This is a genomic window from Galbibacter pacificus, assembly GCF_029603165.1.
In the GTDB taxonomy this organism is placed as follows: Bacteria; Bacteroidota; Bacteroidia; order Flavobacteriales; family Flavobacteriaceae; genus Galbibacter; species Galbibacter pacificus.
The window spans coordinates 712,642-734,024 of record NZ_JAQSVC010000002.1 but is presented as its reverse complement, the minus strand read 5'-3'; the positions used below and the strand labels follow the sequence as shown (position 1 = coordinate 734,024).

The 21,383-nt window shown below is 36.2% G+C and carries 23 protein-coding genes and 1 tRNA gene; 10 read left to right on the top strand and 14 right to left on the bottom strand.

The window, feature by feature from the left end; all coding sequences use genetic code 11:
• Positions 1 to 209: 209 nt before the first annotated feature.
• Positions 210 to 695 carry a YciE/YciF ferroxidase family protein gene (locus PSF86_RS07780; protein WP_277899495.1) on the bottom strand — a complete coding sequence of 162 codons (486 nt, stop codon included), beginning with the start codon at positions 693 to 695 and terminating at the stop codon, positions 210 to 212.
• A gap of 254 nt (positions 696 to 949) precedes the next feature.
• On the opposite strand from PSF86_RS07780, the gene PSF86_RS07775 reads away from it, so the two are divergent.
• Together PSF86_RS07775 and PSF86_RS07770 are read left to right on the top strand one after the other, a co-directional pair.
• Positions 950 to 1,801: an SDR family oxidoreductase gene (locus tag PSF86_RS07775; protein ID WP_277899494.1), complete on the top strand. Its 852-nt coding sequence runs from the start codon at positions 950 to 952 to the stop codon at positions 1,799 to 1,801.
• Positions 1,802 to 1,825: 24 nt separating this feature from the next.
• Positions 1,826 to 2,374 (top strand): hypothetical protein, encoded by a 549-nt coding sequence (locus tag PSF86_RS07770; protein ID WP_277899493.1) that lies wholly within the window; start codon positions 1,826 to 1,828, stop codon positions 2,372 to 2,374.
• A gap of 63 nt (positions 2,375 to 2,437) precedes the next feature.
• Here PSF86_RS07770 and surE read toward each other — a convergent pair whose 3' ends face one another.
• Positions 2,438 to 3,205 carry a 5'/3'-nucleotidase SurE gene (gene surE / locus PSF86_RS07765; RefSeq protein WP_277899492.1) on the bottom strand — a complete coding sequence of 256 codons (768 nt, stop codon included), beginning with the start codon at positions 3,203 to 3,205 and terminating at the stop codon, positions 2,438 to 2,440.
• Between the two features lie 143 nt (positions 3,206 to 3,348).
• On the opposite strand from surE, the gene PSF86_RS07760 reads away from it, so the two are divergent.
• Positions 3,349 to 4,272: a diacylglycerol/lipid kinase family protein gene (locus tag PSF86_RS07760; protein ID WP_277899491.1), complete on the top strand. Its 924-nt coding sequence runs from the start codon at positions 3,349 to 3,351 to the stop codon at positions 4,270 to 4,272.
• A gap of 240 nt (positions 4,273 to 4,512) precedes the next feature.
• Positions 4,513 to 5,016, top strand: a complete 504-nt coding sequence (locus tag PSF86_RS07755; RefSeq protein WP_277899490.1) for a pyridoxamine 5'-phosphate oxidase family protein — start codon at positions 4,513 to 4,515, stop codon at positions 5,014 to 5,016.
• 20 nt (positions 5,017 to 5,036) lie between these two features.
• On the opposite strand, the gene PSF86_RS07750 is transcribed toward PSF86_RS07755, so the two are convergent.
• The 5 genes from PSF86_RS07750 to gntA form a co-directional block, all read right to left on the bottom strand.
• Positions 5,037 to 5,519 (bottom strand): DUF4199 domain-containing protein, encoded by a 483-nt coding sequence (locus PSF86_RS07750; RefSeq protein ID WP_277899489.1) that lies wholly within the window; start codon positions 5,517 to 5,519, stop codon positions 5,037 to 5,039.
• Positions 5,520 to 5,654: 135 nt separating this feature from the next.
• The gene (locus tag PSF86_RS07745; RefSeq protein ID WP_277899488.1) at positions 5,655 to 6,920 is read right to left on the bottom strand and encodes a GAF domain-containing sensor histidine kinase; all 1,266 of its coding nucleotides are present in this window, start codon (positions 6,918 to 6,920) and stop codon (positions 5,655 to 5,657) included.
• Positions 6,921 to 7,091: 171 nt separating this feature from the next.
• Positions 7,092 to 7,622 (bottom strand): hypothetical protein, encoded by a 531-nt coding sequence (locus PSF86_RS07740; protein ID WP_277899487.1) that lies wholly within the window; start codon positions 7,620 to 7,622, stop codon positions 7,092 to 7,094.
• Positions 7,622 to 8,215, bottom strand: coding sequence for an urea carboxylase-associated family protein (locus tag PSF86_RS07735; RefSeq protein ID WP_277899486.1), 594 nt, complete (start codon positions 8,213 to 8,215; stop codon positions 7,622 to 7,624). Before PSF86_RS07735 ends, PSF86_RS07740 begins: the two co-directional genes overlap by 1 nt.
• Positions 8,212 to 8,880 carry a guanitoxin biosynthesis heme-dependent pre-guanitoxin N-hydroxylase GntA gene (gene gntA, locus PSF86_RS07730; protein ID WP_277899485.1) on the bottom strand — a complete coding sequence of 223 codons (669 nt, stop codon included), beginning with the start codon at positions 8,878 to 8,880 and terminating at the stop codon, positions 8,212 to 8,214. Before gntA ends, PSF86_RS07735 begins: the two co-directional genes overlap by 4 nt.
• Positions 8,881 to 9,136: 256 nt before the next feature.
• On the opposite strand from gntA, the gene PSF86_RS07725 reads away from it, so the two are divergent.
• Both PSF86_RS07725 and PSF86_RS07720 read left to right on the top strand, forming a co-directional pair.
• A complete protein-coding gene (locus PSF86_RS07725) occupies positions 9,137 to 9,547 on the top strand; it encodes a transporter substrate-binding domain-containing protein (RefSeq protein WP_277899484.1) in 411 nt (136 codons plus the stop codon).
• Positions 9,544 to 10,500 carry a cation diffusion facilitator family transporter gene (locus tag PSF86_RS07720; RefSeq protein WP_277899483.1) on the top strand — a complete coding sequence of 319 codons (957 nt, stop codon included), beginning with the start codon at positions 9,544 to 9,546 and terminating at the stop codon, positions 10,498 to 10,500. The genes PSF86_RS07725 and PSF86_RS07720 overlap by 4 nt, the downstream gene beginning before the upstream one ends.
• A gap of 14 nt (positions 10,501 to 10,514) precedes the next feature.
• On the opposite strand, the gene ligD is transcribed toward PSF86_RS07720, so the two are convergent.
• The 5 genes from ligD to PSF86_RS07695 all read right to left on the bottom strand — a co-directional run bounded on the left by ligD (position 10,515) and on the right by PSF86_RS07695 (position 15,911).
• Complete coding sequence (gene ligD, locus PSF86_RS07715) at positions 10,515 to 11,324, bottom strand: non-homologous end-joining DNA ligase (RefSeq protein WP_277899482.1); 810 nt, start codon at positions 11,322 to 11,324, stop codon at positions 10,515 to 10,517.
• Positions 11,321 to 11,902: a DNA polymerase ligase N-terminal domain-containing protein gene (locus PSF86_RS07710; RefSeq protein ID WP_277899481.1), complete on the bottom strand. Its 582-nt coding sequence runs from the start codon at positions 11,900 to 11,902 to the stop codon at positions 11,321 to 11,323. The genes ligD and PSF86_RS07710 overlap by 4 nt, the downstream gene beginning before the upstream one ends.
• Before the next feature lie 136 nt (positions 11,903 to 12,038).
• Entirely contained in the window at positions 12,039 to 12,947 is a 909-nt protein-coding gene (locus PSF86_RS07705) for a M14 family metallopeptidase (protein WP_277899480.1), read from the bottom strand.
• Positions 12,948 to 12,958: 11 nt separating this feature from the next.
• Entirely contained in the window at positions 12,959 to 14,008 is a 1,050-nt protein-coding gene (locus PSF86_RS07700; RefSeq protein WP_277899479.1) for a glutathione synthetase, read from the bottom strand.
• Between the two features lie 28 nt (positions 14,009 to 14,036).
• A complete protein-coding gene (locus tag PSF86_RS07695; protein ID WP_277899478.1) occupies positions 14,037 to 15,911 on the bottom strand; it encodes a peptidase MATCAP family protein in 1,875 nt (624 codons plus the stop codon).
• Between the two features lie 235 nt (positions 15,912 to 16,146).
• Between PSF86_RS07695 and PSF86_RS07690 the strand changes: the two genes are divergently transcribed.
• On the top strand, positions 16,147 to 16,515 hold the full coding sequence (locus tag PSF86_RS07690; protein WP_277899477.1) for a VOC family protein: 369 nt from the start codon (positions 16,147 to 16,149) through the stop codon (positions 16,513 to 16,515).
• Between the two features lie 132 nt (positions 16,516 to 16,647).
• Here PSF86_RS07690 and PSF86_RS07685 read toward each other — a convergent pair.
• Positions 16,648 to 16,732 (bottom strand) — tRNA-Ser (locus tag PSF86_RS07685).
• A 256-nt stretch (positions 16,733 to 16,988) separates the two neighbouring features.
• Between PSF86_RS07685 and PSF86_RS07680 the strand changes: the two genes are divergently transcribed.
• From PSF86_RS07680 to PSF86_RS07670, 3 genes are all read left to right on the top strand, one after another.
• Positions 16,989 to 17,621, top strand: a complete 633-nt coding sequence (locus PSF86_RS07680; protein ID WP_277899476.1) for an NAD(P)H-dependent oxidoreductase — start codon at positions 16,989 to 16,991, stop codon at positions 17,619 to 17,621.
• 80 nt (positions 17,622 to 17,701) lie between these two features.
• Positions 17,702 to 18,904, top strand: coding sequence for a DegT/DnrJ/EryC1/StrS family aminotransferase (locus tag PSF86_RS07675; protein WP_277899475.1), 1,203 nt, complete (start codon positions 17,702 to 17,704; stop codon positions 18,902 to 18,904).
• A gap of 104 nt (positions 18,905 to 19,008) precedes the next feature.
• Positions 19,009 to 20,148: a DUF6563 family protein gene (locus PSF86_RS07670; RefSeq protein ID WP_277899474.1), complete on the top strand. Its 1,140-nt coding sequence runs from the start codon at positions 19,009 to 19,011 to the stop codon at positions 20,146 to 20,148.
• An 8-nt stretch (positions 20,149 to 20,156) separates the two neighbouring features.
• Here PSF86_RS07670 and ribB read toward each other — a convergent pair whose 3' ends face one another.
• Positions 20,157 to 21,308, bottom strand: coding sequence for a 3,4-dihydroxy-2-butanone-4-phosphate synthase (gene ribB / locus PSF86_RS07665; protein WP_277899473.1), 1,152 nt, complete (start codon positions 21,306 to 21,308; stop codon positions 20,157 to 20,159).
• Positions 21,309 to 21,383 lie beyond the last annotated feature (75 nt).

Below are 21,383 nucleotides of genomic sequence, written 5' to 3'. Positions count from 1 at the left end.
AGAACATCTTTATGCAAAGAGATGATGTTGCTCTAATTTAGGGCATAATATTTTTAATAGTAAGTAATTAACATAGTTTAATAGATTTTAATAGTTTGTTTGCACTTTGATTAAAATAGTATTTTAAATGCTTTTTACTGGCGATAAGAAAAAGAAAAGGCCTTAAAAGCAGTCTCTGCATTTTAGGCCTTTTTAGAGAAAAATAATAATTAATGAATAGCTTTTTTGTTTAAACGCTTTTCTGCTATGCTACTTAGTGTTTCGTCTGCATTGTTTTCTTCTTCAAGTGTTTTATGCAGTTTTTTTGCTATATCTAGGTAACCTAATTCCTTTGCATACCTAATAGCAGTGCCATATCCAGCAATTTCGTAATGTTCAACTCTCTGTGCCTCCGCGATAAGGCCTGCGTTTAGTACATCTTCTTCAGGCTTTTCTTCCATAAAATCGTCGGCTTCGTGTATAAGTCCTTTCATCGCCTTACAAGTTTCCCCACTGGGGCTTATGCCTAGCTCGTTACAAACCTCTTCAATTCTTACTTTGTGCTGCTTTGTTTCATCAAGGTGGGTTTCAAAAGCTTCCTGCAACATTTCGTCGGTGGTGGTATTGGCCATTTTGGAAAGGGCCTCGATTAATTGTCCTTCAGCATTGTACAAATCTTTTAATTGGTGCTCTAATAAATCTTTTAGTGTTTTCATCTTAATTTTTATTAACGGTTAATATATACAATGAATTTATAGGTATTTCCATGTTTTAATTGCTTCATTTAAAAAAAATAATATCCCTTTTAAATAGTTGCGCTATTGTTAATTCATTTAAAAAATTAGTTAACTCATTTAGCTGAAAAACAGTTTATTATGGTTTTAATTGATTAATTTACAGAAGCTTTTTCTTTTTTATGAAATAGCTAAAAATGTGAAAGAGAAGAAAGTATAATTAAAAAAAGACACTAATGGAATATCCAAGAGAATTTATAAAGGAAGACTTAAAAAAGCAACCCGGAAAACAGTCCAAAATGAAAACAAAGCCCATTATAATAAGGGAAAATTATAAAGGGAGCGGAAAATTAACGGGCAAGGTCGCGTTGATTACGGGCGGCGATAGCGGAATAGGAGAAAGTTGTGCTGTACATTTTGCTGTAGAAGGTGCCAATGTTGCCATAATATACTTTAACGAAAACGAAGATGCCACTAATACAAAAAAGAGAATAGAACAAGAGGGAGTCCAGTGCCTATTGATTAAAGGGGATTTAAAGGATGAAGTTTTTTGTAGGGATGCCGTTCAAAAAGTAATAGATGAATTTGGTACTATTAATATTGTTGTGAATAATGCCGCCATGCAATTTAAGGAAGAAAACTTAACGGAAATAGATTTAATTAATATGCAAACCACTTTTCAAACCAATATTTACCCTTTATTTTACATTACGCAGGCAGCATTGAATTATTTAAAAAAAGGGGATAGTATTATTAATACCACTTCTATTACGGCCTATCGCGGAAATCCAGCCCTTATAGATTATTCAAGTACGAAAGGGGCTGTACTTTCTTTTACGCGTTCTCTTTCAGCTTCATTGGCAAATAAGGGAATTCGTGTAAATGCTGTGGCCCCTGGACCCATATGGACTCCTTTAATTCCCGCTACTTTTGATGATTACAAAAAATTTGGCCAAGATACTGCCATAGGAAGAGCAGGACAGCCTGCCGAACTAGGCCCGGCGTATGTCTTTTTAGCAAGCGAAGATAGTTCGTATATGACGGGACAGACACTGCACGTTAATGGAGGCACAATAATAGGAGGGTGATTTTTTTTGGTTTAGCATATAGATATGTTTGTATTTAGAAACAGGTGCTTTAGCAGTTCAAGGGAATATAGTAGCAGAGAAATAGCAAAAAAACAATTTGAGTATGCCAGGCAAAAGCTTTTTAAGGTTAATCAGTGGTCGTTTTTATCGGCATATGTAGCCAAATTTATAATTTATGATCCTTATTATTTTAAACCAACCGATATTCTGGAGCTTGGCAGCTATATAAAAATATCGTTTCCCTTATCCTTGCCCGATAACTGGGTAAGGGTAACCAAAATCCGTTCAAATGACTTAGAGGCTTTTTTTGTAGTACGGCCAACTTCCAGTCCCTTTTCAGCTAAAAAAAAGAAAATTAATCACTTTTTAAAAAAGGAAGCCAGCAGTACTTTTAAGGTGAAAATAAAGAAAACAGCCATAGTCGGTTACGAAGTTGGATGTAACGAAGTAATAAATAATAAAGGTGAGCAGGCGGGAAGCCGTAAAATAATAAATACTATCATGGCTTGGGGTGGTTGGTTGGGGCTGCAAAATATTTTATGGGGGAAGCTTACCAAATTTTTGGTTCGCTAGCCTATTGTTTGTGGTGTGGGTTTAAATATTTTCGTTCTTTGATAATTTACAATGGAAACCGGGCTAAGGCACAACCTTATTTTTTATTGGTGGACGAATATATATTTTTTTTGTTTTTTCTTCCAGATATTTGTTATCGGTTAAGTCCAAAAGCATGGGCGTAATACTTATGTCCCCTTGTTTAATGGTCCATCTGTCCGACCCTTTTTCTTCACTTTCTATGGGAACGACTGTAAACCAGTAATGGTCTCTTCCCATAGGGTCTTTGCTAGCTATGACCTTTCCGTCGTATTGACGTATTGATTGCTTTGTCCATAAAATATTTCCGTTTGGGTACTGTGGAAAGTTAATATTGAGGAGTTTTTGTTGCTCAAGATCGATAACTTCCGTCAAGGTCTTCTTAACAAAAGTTTTAAGGGCATTAAAATCTGTTTCCTCTTCGCCCAACGATACGCTTAGGGCAATACCCCGAACATTAAAAAGTACAGCTTGGCGCGCGGCCGACAATGTACCTGAATGCCATGCGGAATTTCCAAGGTTGGCGCCCATGTTTATGCCAGATAGTACAAGATCGAAATTCTCAAACAAATGAATACCCATGGCTACACAATCTGCGGGAGTACCCTTTACGCGATATGCCTCCAAGCCATCAAAAACTATAGGAGATGTTTTATAAGTAATAGGTCTTCCCGAAGTTATTGCATGGCCCATGGAAGATTGTTCTATGTCTGGGGCCATGACCACGACTTCACCAAAAGTAGAGGCAACTTTTGCCAAACAGGCAAGCCCCGGACTATATATTCCATCATCGTTTGTTACAAGGATTCTCATTTTTTTAATATTTTCATTTAAACTTTAAATTACAAAAAATAACCTTTTTTATCCTGTTAAAGCTTTTTAAATTCTAGTTAAATTGATGAAAAAAATAATATATCATCATAATTTAATACCTACCAACAATTAACAAGTTAGTTATGCAAAAAATAGTAATAATACATAATCCAACTGCGGGAAGTGCCGATCATAGCAAGAATTTTTTGATGAACCTTGTAAATGAATCGTTATTGGAAATTGAATATATTTCTACAAAAGAAGAGGCATGGAAAGGATATCGTTTGGGAGATGAAGACTTAATTTTATTGGCCGGAGGAGATGGAACGGTGAGAAAGTTGTTCGAAAAAATGCTAGATGCTAAATGGGAAGAAAAAAGAACGGGGCCGCAGGTTGTACTATTACCTTTGGGAAAAGCAAACAATATCTCTAAAACCCTCAACATAAAAGGCAAACCAAATAAAAAAATAATTTATAATGCAAACAATGCTGTATGGTACAATTATGGAAATATTGAAGGGCTTAAAGAAGAAAACTTTTTCATAGAAAGTATGGGCTTTGGGGTTTTTCCGCAATTACTTTCTATTATGAAGAGTCTTAAAACCAACAATGAAGCTCCCGAAATAAAAATTAAGCTTGCTTTGGAACACTTAATTAAAGTGGTGAAAAATTATCTCCCCATAACTGTGGAAATTAAAGTTGAAGGAATAAACATTGAAGGTTCTTTTTTATTGGCAGAACTTATGAAAATAAAACATATAGGCCCTAATTTACAGTTAGCTCCCCATGCTGCCATAAACGATGAATGTTTATACTTGATACTCATTATCGAAGGCAAAAGAGAAGCATTTATAAGGTACTTGAGCTCAAAACTAAAAAACAAGCACAAAACCGAAAATATTAATGACTTTGCCATATGCATTCAAGCCAAAAAGGCAAAAATAAAAGCCAAAACCCCACAATTGCACATAGACGATAATTTATTGGAAAATTATTCGGAAAAATATATGGATATATCCATAAAAAGAGGGGTTTTTACATTTATCGAAAATATAAAATATCCATAATCATGATTTTCTCTTTGGATAAATACCAAACCTACTTCCCTTCTATAAAAAAAAATTGCCCCAAATCAAGCAAAGTTTAACACCATGAAGTTCTATTTGCATGTTTTTCTGCTTCAATAAGGAAATTTGGGATGAAAGAATAAAAAACTAATGATTAAACGGGTTAATTATTTGTTTTTTTGAAACACATATAAAAAATGATGTCTTGTAGCTTTGTAATGATCACAAATCAATAGGATTATGAAAACTGAAAATTTATCGCATACAGAAGCAATAAAAAAAATAAAAGAAATAATAGAGGGTACAAAAACAGCTATTTTGCTTACCGATCTTGACACATTGCCACTTGGGGCAAACCCGATGGAAACCAAAAAAATTGAGGATGACGGAAACATTTGGTTTTTAAGTTCCCTGAACAGCGATCATTATTCAAACATACTGGCCGATAAAAGGGTACAATTATTATACAGCAACCCAGAAAACAAGCAGTTTTTAAGCATGTATGGAAAAGCATTTATTTATACAGACAAAGAACTACTTGAAGAATTATATACCAAAATGGACGACCGATGGTTTGGCGGTGTAGACGATATAGAGCTGATTGCCATAAAGGTAATTCCCTTGTCGACTTATTATTGGGATAAAAAACAAAATAAATTTACCGAACTTATAAAGGATTTTGTGGAAAATAAATCTACAGAAAAACATACCGAAAAAGATGTAAAAGGAAAATTAAAACGCTAACCTAATCTTTAATTCCCCGTTTATTCCTCTTTAGTGTTAGAGAGCGTGTGTTTTTTTCCTTCTTTGGTGTTCCAGCTATCTTTAAACAATTGCATAAAGGCCAAGCTCAGCACCATAGTTGTGGCAAGCCCCATGAGCAGGACCGTCATTATTAACATTCCTGTATTGGCAAACCAATCAAATTTCCATTTGGCCATAAAATTATGCGTAAAATCGGGATTCAGCTCAATAATATACAACGAGAAAAAAATGGTATAAAAAACAGTCGCGGTAAATCCTGTTATTAACCCGGCAGAAAACCCATGTTGATACTTAAAACCACCGCCATTGGATTTTTTTAGGGTTTTAATGGCCCAATAGATCCCCGTACCCGTAATTATAACGTTTAAGAAGCTAAATATAGGCTGTATATGCAATTTTACCATGGCGAGTAACAAGAAGTAGGCAGTTAATAATATTCCTGTTATAACACCGTATTTTATGGATATATTTTGATTTTTCATTGAATAAGCAAATTTTTTAATATCAGAGAAAGATACAAGTTGGTACAATATTTAAAGAACCATAAACGCTATCCATATTATTTTTAACTCATTTAATGAATTTACATACAAATTTGATGCTCCTTCATAAAATGGCTAATTTTTCAAATTTGCAAGCTTGGCATTGCTTATATATTTTGTTTTATTAAAGTTGTAATATTCCGAAAGTAATTTTTTTATGTTCATTTTAAACTGAAAAGTGGTGTTAAGCGAGTCCGAAAACACTTCAACCGAGCCCGAATGCGCCTTGGCGATTTCGGAAACAATATAAAGTCCCAAACCCAGGCCCTGTCTATTCTGTTCTGAAATTTCCTTGTAATAAGGTTTGAACAAGTTTTTAATGGTGTTGTCGGGAATTCTTTTACCGCCATTGGTAACAGAAATTTCAAAGCAACCAAATTTAATGCCCGCATATACCACAATGGGCTCTTTTCTGTCGCCGTGCTTTATGGCATTGCTCAAAAGGTTAGACAAAAGCTCTCCAAGTCTGTCTGGGTCGCACGGAAAATCCTTGTCAATTTCAAACTTACACTTAAATGTTTGGGAGGGGTCAAGTGCTTTTGCTTCGGCCACAACTTGAGAGAGCGTAGATAACAATTGATTTTTATTACGCACTAAATGGAGTTGAATGCCATCTGCAATGTGTCCTTTTGCAAAATCCAAAATGGTGTCTATTAATTCCTGCATCCTGTAGGAAGAAGATTTGATAATTTCTATCTGCTTTACAATGTTATCGGGCAGGGATTGTTTTAAAAGGATATCCGAGATCATTCTTGTGGTTCCCACTGGGTTGCGGAGGTCATGGCCTAGAATGGCAATAAAGGTGTCGCGCAGTTCGGCCAGCCTTCTTTCTTCCATAAGCTCGCGGTTGGTTTGCAAAATTGTTTCTTTCATGGCTATTTGCGACGAAACCATGCATGCATATTTGTTGAGCATGGAAGTAATTTCATACGTATTGAACGACTTGGCATCACGGTCCATGACTATCAAGGTGCCCAATAATTCATTGTTGTTTTTGTATATCGGGACGCCCGCAAAACTTTTGCATTTATGGATAAGGTTAAAAGGATGCGAGGTATATTTAAGGGATTCGTCCATGTTTTCTATAAGAAGCGGCTTTTTTACCTGTTTTATCTCACTGCAAATGACATGTGGCAAGGGCAGCCTGTCACCCTTTTTAAAATTAAATTTTAGGCTGTCCTTTATGTGTGCCACAATCCATTCTTTTTCGGTAACCCGGGTAATGGCGGCAAATCCCATATCTGTTTTAAGACGGATAATATCCAGTATTTCGGTAAGTATTTTTAAATCGTTTATGATATCAAGATCTTTTTGAATATCAAATTCCAACGTGTTGTCCATAAAGTGAATTGAATGGTTTATTTTATTTTTTAACAGTAGGAGGGAGTGCTTTACCTAAAGGTATGCTTTAAAAATGGATTAATTAAAAAAAAAGTTAATTTAGGTGCTTATGCATTAAAAGTTTAACGGTTTGCGTTAAAAAAGCACATATGATGGAGATATTTACGGAATCTATTTATCGTCATCTTCTTTATAGAGCAGTCTATGGTCTTTGTTTAAGCCTACAATGTCAATAATGTTTTTAATGGTAGCATACAACATTAGAACAACCGATACCATAAAGCCGCTTAAAAATGATGAAAAGAACAAAGTAGTCCAATACACATATTTATACCATATAGCTGGGACATTATCCGTTTCGGTAATTGGAATGTTAAAAAATTGAAAAAGGACAAGTGCAGAAACGAACAGTACAGTATCAAATTTTGCAATTATTATTACTTGACGGTAATGTTCTTTTTTTAATTTAGATTTTGTTCCCGTGCTACTTACTCCCAAAAGTGTTAAAATCAATGCTAAAATTGTGGCAGAAGCCAAAACAATTGTATTGCATAACATATTTATACCTTGTAGTGATGCTGCTATAAGCTGTTTGGCCTCATAGCCCGAGACATTGCCCACTAAAAATACGCCAATTCCCGTAATGGAAAATGTAATAATACCGCCATAGACAGATATTCTATTGTTAATTGTAAAATTCATTAGTGGTCAACCGGATTAATAATTTCATATTGAATAGACTTGAAACACCCGCCATTGCTGTCTTTTGCCGAACAGGCAGTTAAAGCTACCAGCAAGTCCATTTCGGCTTTAAACAAAACATAATCCCCTGCAACGGCAGTTGGGGGAAGTACACGAATGGTTCCCATGGAATCAAAAGCTACATTCATGAAAATATTAAATGCAGTTGGTATCTCATCATGCATGATTCCATATTTTTTCAGGTGCCTTGCCAAATTATCCAAACAGCTAGGGTGCGGGTCGTGCATATCATAGAAATGGGCAAAAGTAGAGGAGTCGCATGGGGCAAGCAAAAAGTCGTTCCTGTCATTGGTGTCTTCAATTATCTGCATCATTTTATTGCTTCTATTGCTCCACAAAAAATTGTTTGTAGAAATTAAAATGCTCTCCTCAAAATCTAATGTTTTCCCTGACGATATCTTTTCTTTAATATCATGGGGATTCACTAAAATCATATCCGAAACCTGTGCCCCCTCAGGATTGATCACCTTTAAGTACTGTCCTTTCTTTAAGGTAAAGGCTGTGCCACATAACTTGGATATGGTGTAAATCATTTGTTTGGTTTTTCAAAATAAGGACACTTCCATTGTCCCTTTACCATACGCCCGCTATATTGCCTGGCTTCGCTGCTTTCTCCAAAATCTTCTAGCATGGGATTTATATCTCCCTGTAAGTTTTTATCCCTGTTCCGTATTCTTTTTTTTACTTGTTCGTAAGCCCCCATTTTTCTAAGTCTTTCAAACTGGCGATGTAGATTAAAAGCAAGGGAAACATAGGGCATTCTTCTGGCTTTCCGGGGACTATTGGGAAACATTCCTACAACATAAAAAGCAGTTCCCGCAATGCTAAAACTATAATTGTTGTCTTGTAATTTTTTGCTTACGGAAGGATCCCAATCATATTTGTCCATTGAATTAAGCTTGTATAATACCTCCCATAAAAAATCCTCGAACAGAATAGCATCAGAAATGTTTATTTCTGGGAAAACAGCAATAATCGTTGAGAATGAATTTGGATCAGGGCTATCATTAAGTCTGTTCTGCTCTATTGTAAGATACAATTTTTTAATTTCATTGATGGAACTATTCAACAAAATAACTGTTCTTAATGAATTGCTGGCCATTACAGATCGAGCCATAAGGCAGGAGTGGTCTTTATGAACGATAAAATCTTGAATATTCCTTACTATTTTATCCTTTGGAAGGTTAATAGAATTCATAATGATAAAATTGATTAACTTGATAGATACCTAAATTATGCAGATTAACCCGAGAGAATTATCACAATCCGTTTTTACCTTGACTGAATCCATCTGATATGCATTACTTTATGGGGAAATTAAGTTAACTTTAATAGGTTGTAATAAATAAAAAAGGCTGAAGTGGAGTTATAGTTCTTGTAAAATATTGAAAAACGCTTCAAATTATAGAAAAATGAAAAAATTGGCATTCATATTAAAAAGGTTATTACTTCTTATGTTCATTAATATAAGTTTTGTAGGCTGTGAATTACCCAAAGATTCAAGAGATTCGGTTTTGGACGCGCAAATTAACGGACTAAAAATAGGGGTAGTTGTAAATCCGCCGTTTACCGTACATGACAATACAGGGTTTTCTGGGTCGGAAATTGATTTGTTACAGGAATTTTGTTCAGAAAAAAGCATTACATATCAACTTATAGAAGGAACCGAAAGCGAGTTGATAAAAAAACTCAATAAAGCCGATATTCATATCATTATTGGAGGATTTAAAAAAAACACCATATGGCAAGAGAAAGCAGGTTTAACAAAAACCTACGACGAAGAACATGTATTGTTAGTACCCAAAGGCGAAAATAAACTGGTGATGGAATTGGAATCCTTTATGGAAAAAAATAAAGCGCGATGAAAATAACAGGAAAATTTGCATTGCCCCCATATTTGCAGGAAACCCTTAAAAAAGCAATTTTTTACGAATGGTTGACTGTTGGATATTTATTAACGGTTATTGTTTTGATGTTTTTGGTCATGGGTTCCTCGCAAGCCATGAAGACTGCCTGGCTGGAAGATGCCTTGAGTATTTTGCCGGCAATATCTTTTTTAATAGCCAGCCGTATATACAACAAGCCGGCCACCAAAGAATTTCCCTATGGGTTCCATAAGGTTTTCAGCATTGCTTTTTTAACTGGCTCTGTTGCTTTGTTTGCCATGGGCTGCTTTTTGGCCATAGATTCCGCAATTACCCTTATTAAGGCAGAACGGCCCACTATTGGAAGTATATATGTTTTTAATACCCAGATATGGATGGGGTGGTTAATGATGTTAACATTGTGTTACAGTGCCTTTCCGGCCATGTGGTTGGGGTACAAAAAAATGCCACTGGCCAAAAAAATGCACAATAAAATATTATTTACAGATGCAACTACTCAAAAAGCGGATTATATGACAGCCTTTGCGGCCATTATAGGTATTTTGGGCGTTGGTTTTGGAATTTGGTGGGCCGATGCCTCGGCCGCATTGTTTATATCCATATCGGTAATTAAAGATGGTTTTAAAGGGCTTAAAAATGCTATAGCCGATTTGATGGACCGCCACCCGATGGATGTGAAAAACAATGAAAAGGACAATCTGGTTGAAGAAATTAAAAAACTGGCAAAACAATGGCCCTGGGCAAAACAGGTAAGGGTTAGGTTCAGGGAACACGGAATGGTATATTTTGGAGAACTGTACATAATACCAATGAAGGGTTTTGCACTGGATGGAAAAATTGAAGCAGCCAAGGACGAACTATTGGCCTATCATTGGAAAATACACGATGTAACCATTATGGTAGAAGATACTTTTGATGAAAATGTGGTATAAACCTGCATTCTCAATTATTTAAACTTAAGTCGTTTATCAATGTTTTTTACATTGAAATGGTCAGAAGCCGGGATATCGTCCAGCTCGCTCCAGGAAAGCGGCATGGCAATGCCGGCATTTTTGGTTGGTCGCAGGGAATAAGGGCAAACGGAGGTTTGTGCATAAAAGTTTCTAAGATAATCAATAAAAATTTTTCCGTTCCTTTTATTTTTTCTAATGGCCGTAGTAAAAATTTCGGGGTGCAATTTTTCAAGTTCTTCGGCGTATTGTTTTATTTTAGGACGTAAATCTTCAAAAGTAGTAGTCCTTCGAATGCGGTACCAGATATGGATTCCTTTTTTCCCGCTTGTCATTACGTTACATTCTTTTCCTTGTTTTGCCATAAACGCCTTGATTATTTTTACGCCTTCTTTTAATTTTTTAAATGAATCCTTTGAGGGGTCGAGGTCAAAAACAACTTTATCGGGCTTACGCAATTTATCTGTTCTGGACAACCAAATATGGAAACCAATAGTACCTTGATTGGCCAGGTAAACTAGACTTTTTTTATTGTTGCATACAATTTGGGTATTTTCCCCTTCTTCGGTTTTTATCTGTACCGTTTTAATAAAATCCGGGAAATAATCGGCTGCATTTTTTTGGTAAAACCCCTGTTTGTTCACCCCATCGGGAAACCTATGTAAAGTAAGGGGCCTGTTTTTTAGATAGGGTATCATGTATTTTGCAACCCTTTTGTAATAATTAACCATCTCTATTTTGGACAGGCCGATTTCTGGAAACAATATTTTATCGGGATGTGTAATTGGTACTCCTTGTATCTTCATTTGGCTTCTTCTTTTGCAATTTCTTTGAGTGTCCTGTTGCTTGTTACACTTTTGTTTTGTGTACTAACGGGGTTTCGTCGGGCATCTGCCTTTTCATCGTCCTTTTTTATCAAAAGCCAATTTCCTTTCATCTTACCAGAATTCATTCGTATAAGGCTATAACCGCCTTGTAGTTTTTTTCCTTGCAAATAAAACTCTATAATGCCTTTTTTGTATGAATCGGATACGTTTTGTCCTTCTTCCGCTAAGTCTTTATAGGTTCCTTTGTCCCAGATCATAACGGTGCCTCCGCCATATTGTCCTTTTGGGATGGTGCCTTCAAAATTGGCATATTCCAGAGGATGGTCTTCTGTGGGGATTGCCATACGCTTAATGCTTGGGTCTGTGCTTGGACCTTTGGGTACAGACCATGATTTTAAAACATTGTCTATCTCCAACCGGAAGTCGTAATGCAAATTGGTGGCATCGTGTTTTTGGATGACAAAAATTTGACTGTTTGTATCTTTTTTTCTTGAATTTCCCTTTGGCTCTTTTGTTTTAGAAAAATCCCTTTTTTTATTATATTCCTTATTTTTCATAATCAATTATCTAATTTTCAATGGGGTAATTACAAAATACAAAACAACTTGCTTAATGTTTTATAAGAAACTGCTAAAAAAAGATTTAAAAAGGCATTGGATTACGTTTTATGCCAATTGCGTCAAAAAAAAATACTTAAACAGTAGTAGGTTCAACTTCATCAATAATAAAAAAGCCATCATCGCCTTGAGCTTGATATAATGGCATAAAAATATGGGCATTCCACTTGCTTGTTATTTTTTTCCCATTTTGCATAGCGAGAAATTGTCCTTTTTTTACTTTGCTGAAATTCTCAAAGCCCGGTTCCATTTTAAATTGATCCTTTTTATTTAGGGCATGCCGATATAAAATTTTAAAAGTTTTTTGTTCCGGGGCATTGTCTACGGAAAAGCGGGTAACGCATTCGGGATAACAGGATAAATTTTCCAGTTTTAAATTACAGGCTTCCTTCAAGGCCAGCCATATCATGCCTTCGTGGTTTTCTATGGCTTTTTTGCTGGTATGCTGACCTGCTTCAAAAACAAAACCCGTAATGCCAATCCTGCTTAAATAATGGTCTATGTCGCCAGTTATAATATCGCTAAAGCCTCTAACAATATAAGTTGGAAAGCGGTGTGCCCAAGCATCATTATTGTTTACTTCCTGTACCGAAATGTAAGGCAGGCTTGCCGATGAGGTAGTGTGGCAATCCAAAAAGTAATTCTTGCTGTGTTTTTTTTCCAGATATGTTTGCAGGATTTTTATAATGTCATGCATTTCTGTATGTTCGTGCGAAGTATTTTTTCCGGATTTTATATTTTCTTCGGTCCAGGTCCTGTTGAGGTCCTCGTCGATATAGCGTACATTTTTTGCCAAAGCGGTTTTATTTCCAGAAACACCCACCAACGTGCCGTTTATTGTAGGTTTTGTATGGTTTAGCTCCTTGAAAACATCTTGCAGGGCTAGAACCCCGCTGGGTTCGTTTCCATGAATTCCAGCAGTTACAAATAAGAGCGGACCTGGATTGTTACTTGTATAAGTTCCTATAATTCTTTCAACATCCATAGTTATCTAATTTAATACATTGTGGCCAACACTTTGTTTGATAGTTGCCCTTTGTATTTCTTTTTATAATAAAGCTTTCTTTCTATGGCATCGATAACAGTATTTGTAAAATCGGGAAGGCCAATATCCGAAAACCTATCAAGGCCACCGGGGCTTAGTACGTTAATTTCAATAAGTTTGTCCTTAACAATGTCCAACCCTACAAAAAAGAGGCCGTCTTTAATTAATTTGGGCGCCGTAAGATCGATAATGTATTGCATTTCTTTGGTAAGTTCGCTGCTGTCGGCTGTGGCTCCCTGCTTAAAATTGCTCCTAAATTCTCCCTTGCCGCTGACCCTTCTAATAATAGCTTTCTCATCATTTTCTTCCAAGACCCTTCCGTTCATTAATAAAACCCTAACATCACCATCTTTCACGGCAGGTAAATATTCTTGTGCAATAACATACCCATGGTTGCTAATGGTCTCTATAATCTGATTGGTATTTTTTTCATGCTCATCAATTAAATACACATCTTTTCCGCCAGATCCTTCCAAAGGTTTTAATACAATTCTTTTATTGTTTTTCTCCCAAAACGACAAAATATTCTCCTTTTTTCTGGTAATTATGGAGGCCGGTTTTATGTCTTTTGGAAGTTCTTCAAAATAAAGTTTATCAATAAAAGCATGAGAGAGGGCATAGGCATCATTTAAAACTAAAACGCCCTGTTGCTGGATCATTCTGCCAAAGGCTATTCCGGCTTGTTCTGCCCAGTGCCTGGTAGCACCTTCTTCAGTAGGGTTGTTTCTAATAAAAAGTACGTCCACATCGGTTGATACTATTTTTTTCTCTTTGGCCTTGGCACTTTGCAGTATTTCCAAATATTTCTTTGGAGATTTTGTTGAAGTACCCTTTGGGACCTGTTTTGTGTTGAGGGTAATTGTACCGCTGGATTCAAAATTAAAATCGCCAACGCCCATTACAAAAACATCATGTCCTTTTACATGGGCCTTTGTCATAAGTGCTACAGAAGTTGCGGCTTTTTCTGTTTCAATTTTATTTAATACAAAGCATATTTTCATCTTTTTTCTTTTTTTGTTTAAGTAATTTTTATGCGGTATTGCTCATCTCGGTCTGTTTTATGGCCATTTTCGGGATGGGCATGCCGTTTTTTATCTTCTGAAGCCTGTCTTCGTAAAAGTCTTCATATACATAACTTGGTTTTAATGTTCCTTTATGCAGAACCTTACGCTGAATAAGCTCGTTGATTATGTGGATATGGTGAAACCCAAATTTTCCGGCAAATAGTTGTTCATAATCGCCATCGTCAATTAAATATTGCTGAAGCTTCACCAAGCCTTTTAGGTAGATAATATCTTTTAAGAAACCGCCCCCTTGCATTATCCTCGAGGTAATATTAAAGGCGTGTTCTTTGGAAAAACCATATTGGGAGAACAACAAATTAAAGATTTCCCTAAAATTACCACCGTCAATAAGAGCCTTTCCGGCTATAACCCTTCCGGCAAGTATTCTCAGCCTGTTTACCGTAAGCCCTCCAGAGAGGTATTCAGACATAACGGCAATGCCTTCCTGCAAGGTATCGTAATCGGCCAGTCCGGTAGATAATTGTTCCAAAGGTTGTTTGCTTCCGTTAAAATAAGTGAGCACATGAGTGCCCACTTCGTGCTGTATAAGTGCTTTTGCTTCGGTTCTACAAGATTTATAATCGGCAGGAATGTACAATTCGCCTTGGTTTACCATCATAATATTTACGTCCTTACGCAAGTGTATCTTGCTTTTAAAATCGGTATTCTGGTCTTTAAAATAGGCAAATTCCTTTCTTGCAAAGGCGCTAAATTCCATAGCGTCCATGGAGGGGCAATCTTCTCTTTCTGTTTCTTCCGGGAGTTCGGTAAGTATTGCTTTGGCAGTTTCGTGCAATATAGCATCGACGTTGCCGTAGAGTCTAATGCTGTTGTAAAAGAAGTTAGGGGTTCCGCGTTCACTTAGCATTGATATCTGTAGATCGAGTTCCTCTCTTTTCTGTCGGAATAAATGAGACATGGCGGGATCGTCTACTTCCTCAATTCTTAAGTTATAGAGGTTACGCTTTAAAATATCGGGGTCTATGGGTAACAAGCGGTAGTGGTATTTTAATATTTTATGGTATCCCGATTCAAAAAAAGTTTTTTTGATATTGTAAATGTTAGATGGCGATACCAACCATAAAAATTTATATGAACGCTCTATTTTAGAGAGTTTCCTATCGATTTCAAAAACTTTTTCTTTCAACGATTGCCTACCAAGGGCTTGATAACTTTGCACCCCACACGAAGTTTGCACCCTTACATATTCAAATATAGCTTTGTGAATGGCATTAATAAGCGCGTCTTTAAATTCTCTAAAATATACGGGGTAAAACCTCCATTTTTCATCGTAAAAAACGGGTGGCACTTCGAGGCCCACCAATAATGCCCCGCATTGTTTGGCCTTACCAATTGTTAATAAAGCTGCTTTTTCTTCTGGCTGCCTTTTGGTAGTATTTTCAATGGTTGAAGTAAGATGCCCGTTAGAAGCGTTGTTGCCTAAATTGTCTAAAGCTTCTTTTAAAGTTTTTAAAAATGACGGTAAAATATCTTCCGGTCCTTTAATCTTGAAGGTTTTGGTCTTGCTTTTTGCCAGAAAAAGTTCAAGGACTAGAAACGATTTATACTTTGCAGAAAGCACATCTGAAATAGCGATAATTAATTTTTGAAATTTTTTAAAATCCTTATTGCCAATAAGTAAATATGAAGCCTCATTTACGGCAATACGCTTTAAATGATTTCTTTCTTTATGCCTTCTATATACCACCATGTAGGGTAATCCCGATTCAATATGTAATAATCCTCCTCCGGGCAACGAACAATTTACTTCCTCATCCTGCTCCAGGATAGTAACAATTTCAGCAATTTCTTTCTTACCAAGTTTGTTGAATTTAAGCATATTGTTTTTATCTTTCTATTTGTGTTTTAAATGTAGTATGCGGGTTAAAATCCCTGTACCATTGGGATATCCGCCACTATTAACATACTTAAAGTTATGTATAATTTAAAGGGTAAGTGACTTAAAATTAATATTTTGGCAATTTTTTAATATGGAAAGCTTATGTGTTGTTAAAATATGCCAAAAATATTTTTATTAATTAAAGGTGACTAAAATTCAAACAAAAAACTATTCAATGAAAGATACTGGCATACAAAGAGTGGTTCCTAATATATATTCAAACGATATAGAAAGCAGTAAGCAATTTTATAACGGATTCCTGGGGATGAAGCTAGCAATGGACATGGGCTGGATATTAACATTTATATCCAACGACAACCCAACGGCCCAAATCTCTGTTTTTAAAAACACCGGGAACAAACCTTTGGACAATACAGCTATCTTTATTTCTGTGGAAGTTTCCAATGTTGATTACCTGTACAACCGCGCAAAAGAACAAAAAATTGAAATTGTATATCCACTTACCAATGAAGAATGGGGCGTAAGGAGGTTTTTTGTAAAAGACCCCAACGGGGCTACAATTAATATATTAATGCATTTATAAAAAGGATACTACAAATAGAATTCTTCTCTTTTCTATTGTTATTCTTTAAATTTAAATGAAATGCCATAAAATGAAAAATCCCGTAAACACTGGTGTTTTACGGGATTTTGTTTGAGATTGTTACGCTCTCAGCGGAGAAAGAGGGATTCGAACCCCCGGAGGTGTGACCCTCAACAGTTTTCAAGACTGCCGCATTCGACCACTCTGCCATTTCTCCAGTACTGCTCATTGGAGGCGTTTGCCGCTTCGACCTCCCGATAGCTATCGGGACTGCCATTTCTCCATTGCGGGTGCAAATATAGAAACCTTTTTTAATTCATGAAAGACTAAAATATACTTTTTTTTAAATATTTTTTTTCGGGTTGACTATCAGAAAGATATTTTTCTTATCAATTTGTATTATAGGGATATCCTTACAAAAAAGTAAGCATAATATGTCGCAATACCTTATTTTTGTATAAAAACGATTGATAATGAGTGTAATTAATGCCTTAGAATGGCGCTATGCTGTTAAAAAATTCGATAATTCCAAAATACTCCCCCAACATAAAATAGATATTTTGAAGAAAGCGTTTAATTTAACAGCGACTTCTTATGGCCTGCAACCGGTAAAATTACTGGTGGTTTCCAATAAAGCGCTACAATCAAAGCTCAAAGAAGCTTCCTGGAACCAGCCGCAAGTTACAGATGCCTCCCATATATTGATTGTGTGTATTGAAGACCAAATAGATAGTGTCTATATTAAAAACTACTTTAACCGGGTAAAGCATGTTAGAAATACCCCGGAAGACATTTTGGAGCCTTTTCAGGATTTTTTAATCAATGATTTTGAAAGTAAATCTAAAGAAGAAATAATCAATTGGGCAAAAAACCAAGCATATTTGGCCATGGGCAATCTTTTAACAGTGTGTGCCATTGAAGAAATAGATGCATGCCCAATGGAAGGTTTTATAGCTGATGAATACGACAAAATTTTAAATCTGCATACCCAAAACCTGAGGTCGGTATTGGCTTTGCCGGTTGGTTACCGTGCCAAAGACGATATGTTTTCTGGATTTAAAAAAGTTCGTAAACCAATAAGCGACAGTATTATAGAAATCGACTAAAAGGATTAGTCATTTAAAATTTGCCATATAGATGTGCTTTTAGCTACATTTGTGTATTAAGCAATGATAAAATAATAAAAATGCCAGGATTTGAACTTTTTGGAGAGAAAGAAAGGGCACAGGTTAACGATGTGCTGGAAAGCGGAGTGTTAATGCGTTATGGTTTTGACGGAATGCGTAATGGGCATTGGAAAACCGTTGAACTGGAAAAAGCAATTTCCGGGAGAATGAAGGTAAAACATACACAATTGGTAAGCAGCGGGACATCGGCGTTGACCATAGCCTTAGCTAGCGCAGGTATTGGTGCCGGAGACGAGGTAATCATGCCCACTTTTACCTTTGTTGCTAGTTTTGAGTCGATTATAGCACTTGGGGCAGTTCCTGTTTTGGTAAATATAGATGATACATTGACTTTGGACCCAAAGAAAGTTGAAGCAGCAATTACCTCCAAAACAAAGGTGGTTATGCCGGTTCATATGTGCGGCTCCATGGCACAATTAAAAGAATTAAAGCAAATATGTACCAAACACAACTTATTGCTTCTTGAAGATGCTTGTCAGGCCATTGGTGGAAGTTACAACGGGAAACCTCTGGGAAGTTATGGAGATTTAGGTTGCTTTTCTTTTGACTATGTAAAAACCATTACCTGCGGTGAAGGCGGGGCCATAATTACCAATAATGATAAATATGCGGTTCATGCTGATCATTATTCCGATCATGGGCATGACCATACAGGAAAAGATAGGGGAGCAGAAGCACATCCTTTCCTTGGATATAATTATAGGATTTCGGAGTTGAATGCAGCCGTTGGTTTGGCACAAATACAGCGTTTGGACGAGTTTTTGTTGATTCAGAAGAAAAATTATACCGTTTTAAGAAAAGCTATTGAAAACATTCCTGGAGTAAGCATGAGGCGTGTTCCGGATGGCGGAGAAGAAAATTATTCCTTTCTAAGCTTTTTCATGCCAGACGAGGCCACGACCAGGGAAGTACATAAGGCTTTGAGCGAAAATGGGGTAGATGGTTGTTTTTATTGGTTCGACAATAATTGGCACTACATAAAAAAATGGGATCACCTAAAGGATTTAAAAAGCTTAGGAAAATTGCCCGAAGAAGTAATTAATGGGCTTCCCGATTATCATTCGCAAGACTTTGGTCAATCAGACCATTGGTTGGGAAGGACTATTTCTGTATTGATAAAATTAAGTTGGACAGAAGAAGAAGTTAAAGCACGTGCCCAGAAAATGAAAAGTGTATTAAACGCTTGTTGTGTTGGTGCATAATAGGTTATTATAGAGTTTTCTAAATAAAAAAAGCAGTTCAATAAGAAACTGCTTTTTTTGTAGATTATTTTTTCATTTATTAGCAGTTCCTAAATAATTCTATAATGAAGATACATTACCTATTATTTCTATTTATTTTGGTCAGCTTTCATGCATTTTCCCAGAAAGAAGGAAAAAATCATGTGGTTGATTTGCTCGATTTTAAAGATGAAGAAGTCCTTCATGCCTCATTTTATATAGACAACGTTGTTGATAATAGAATTTATAAAGAAAACATAGGGTTTGCCCAAAAAGGACCATTTAATAAAGTTGTTCCTGCCGTGTTCCCCGATAGTTTTAGCGTTACGCTTCAAAATTATTTTAACAGACTACTTCCCAATAAAAATGATAGCTTATCTGCAATTACAATAAGGATAAATCAATTATTGGTTTCAGAGAAAACGGGTTTTGCCAGTGAAACAGGTACAGCTGTTATTAACATGGACTTTCTCAAAAAGAAATCCGGGAACACGTATTACTTACTCGATTCATATGTAAAGAGCATCACTAAAAATGCAGTTATGGATGCAACTTCAAAGCATGATGATCGCTTACGTGAATTATTAAACGATGGATTGAATCAATTCAATGAGAATATTGCAGCGCTATCAAAAGAAACGAATGTGATTTCAATTGAAAATAAAACGATTATCTCTCTACTCATTGAAGGAGTACCGCCCAAAGAAGGTTTTTATCCTTCATTTTCAGAATTGTACAGAAATCAATCTATTCTCGATTCTGGTTTGAAGGAAAAGAAACGGAAGGATGACAAGCTTTACTTTGAATCTGACAATAAAAAAGAACCATCCTTTTATGCATATTCCAACGGGAGCGATATCTATTTAAACGCCACAATATATTCGGAAGATAAACATTATATCAAAACAAAAAGAGTAGACGACTTTCTACTGTTTAACGATACTTTTGTAAATGAAAATAGTGTTGCCGCCTTGTCGTTTACTTTCGGTTTAATGGGTGCTTTAATAGGGAACCAAAATAACAATGTTTTACTGGATTTGAGTACCGGGAAATATTACCTTTTAAGTGGTTCTAAAATGAAAGCATTACTTAACGGCCTAAATAAAAATTTATTCAAGCTTTATAAAAAGAACGACAGAAACACCGAGGAAATTGCTAAATTGTTGGAATATGTTTTTGAAAATACTCCGGCCAAAGAAAAAGCAAAAGCGATAATTAGGTCGTAAATTAACTTTTAATACCCTACGTATTCAACTATTTCAAGTCCGTAGCCAATAATTCCCACTCTTTTTGTTTGTGAAGAATTGGACATTAACCTGATTTTTGAAATATCCAAATCGTGCAAAATCTGGGCACCAATACCAAAATCTTTGGCGTCCATATTTATTTTTGGAGCTCTCATTTCTCCTTCTGCCTGTAATTTTTTTAATTCCGTTAATCTTTTAAGTAAGTTTAAAGAATGGCTTTCCTGATTTATAAAAACAATGGCGCCTTTGCCTTCTTTGTTTAATTGCTTGAACATATCGTCCAATTTTTTATCGGCATTGCTGGTAAGTGTGCCAAGGATATCGTTGTTTACCAAGGTAGAATTTATCCGGGTTAAAACGGGTTCGTGTATGTTCCAAGAGCCTTTAGTAAGGGCAATATGTACTTGGTCGTTGGTAGTTTGCTTGTACGCCCGAAGCCTGAATTTTCCAAAACGGGTTTCAATATCAAAATCTTCTTTCTTTTCAATCAAACTATCGTGCTGCATTCTATATGCAACCAAGTCTTCAATGGTAACAATTTTTAGATCGAGTTGTTTGGCAACTTGGCACAGTTCTGGGAGTCTGGCCATGGAACCGTCTTCGTTCATGATTTCTACAATAACCCCGGCTGGGTTTAATCCGGCCAACCGTGCAAAGTCGATTGCTGCTTCGGTGTGTCCTGTACGGCGTAATACACCGCCTTCTTTGGCAACCAATGGAAAAATATGTCCGGGTCTTCCCAGTTCAAAGGCCTTTGTGTCTGGGTCTATTAGGGCCTTAATGGTTTTAGCCCTGTCTCCGGCAGAAATCCCGGTAGTAACGCCATAACCGCGAAGGTCTACCGAAACCGTAAAGGCAGTTTCCATGGGGTCGGTATTATTGCCCACCATGGGGTGCAAATCTAATTCTTTACATCTTTTTTCGGTTAGCGGGGTACAAATAAGCCCGCGGCCGTATTTGGCCATGAAATTTATCATTTCCGGCGTTACTTTATCGGCGGCGGCTACAAAATCTCCTTCATTTTCCCTATTTTCATCATCTACCACAATAATAACCTTTCCGTTTCTTATATCGGTAATGGCTTCTTCTATGGTGTTTAGTTGAATATCGGACGTAGACATTATTGTTTGAGTGTTCATTGCAAATTTTTATCAAAAGTACGTAAATTTTTCCCATTGAAAATTAAACATACCGTTATGCTTCATATTAAAATA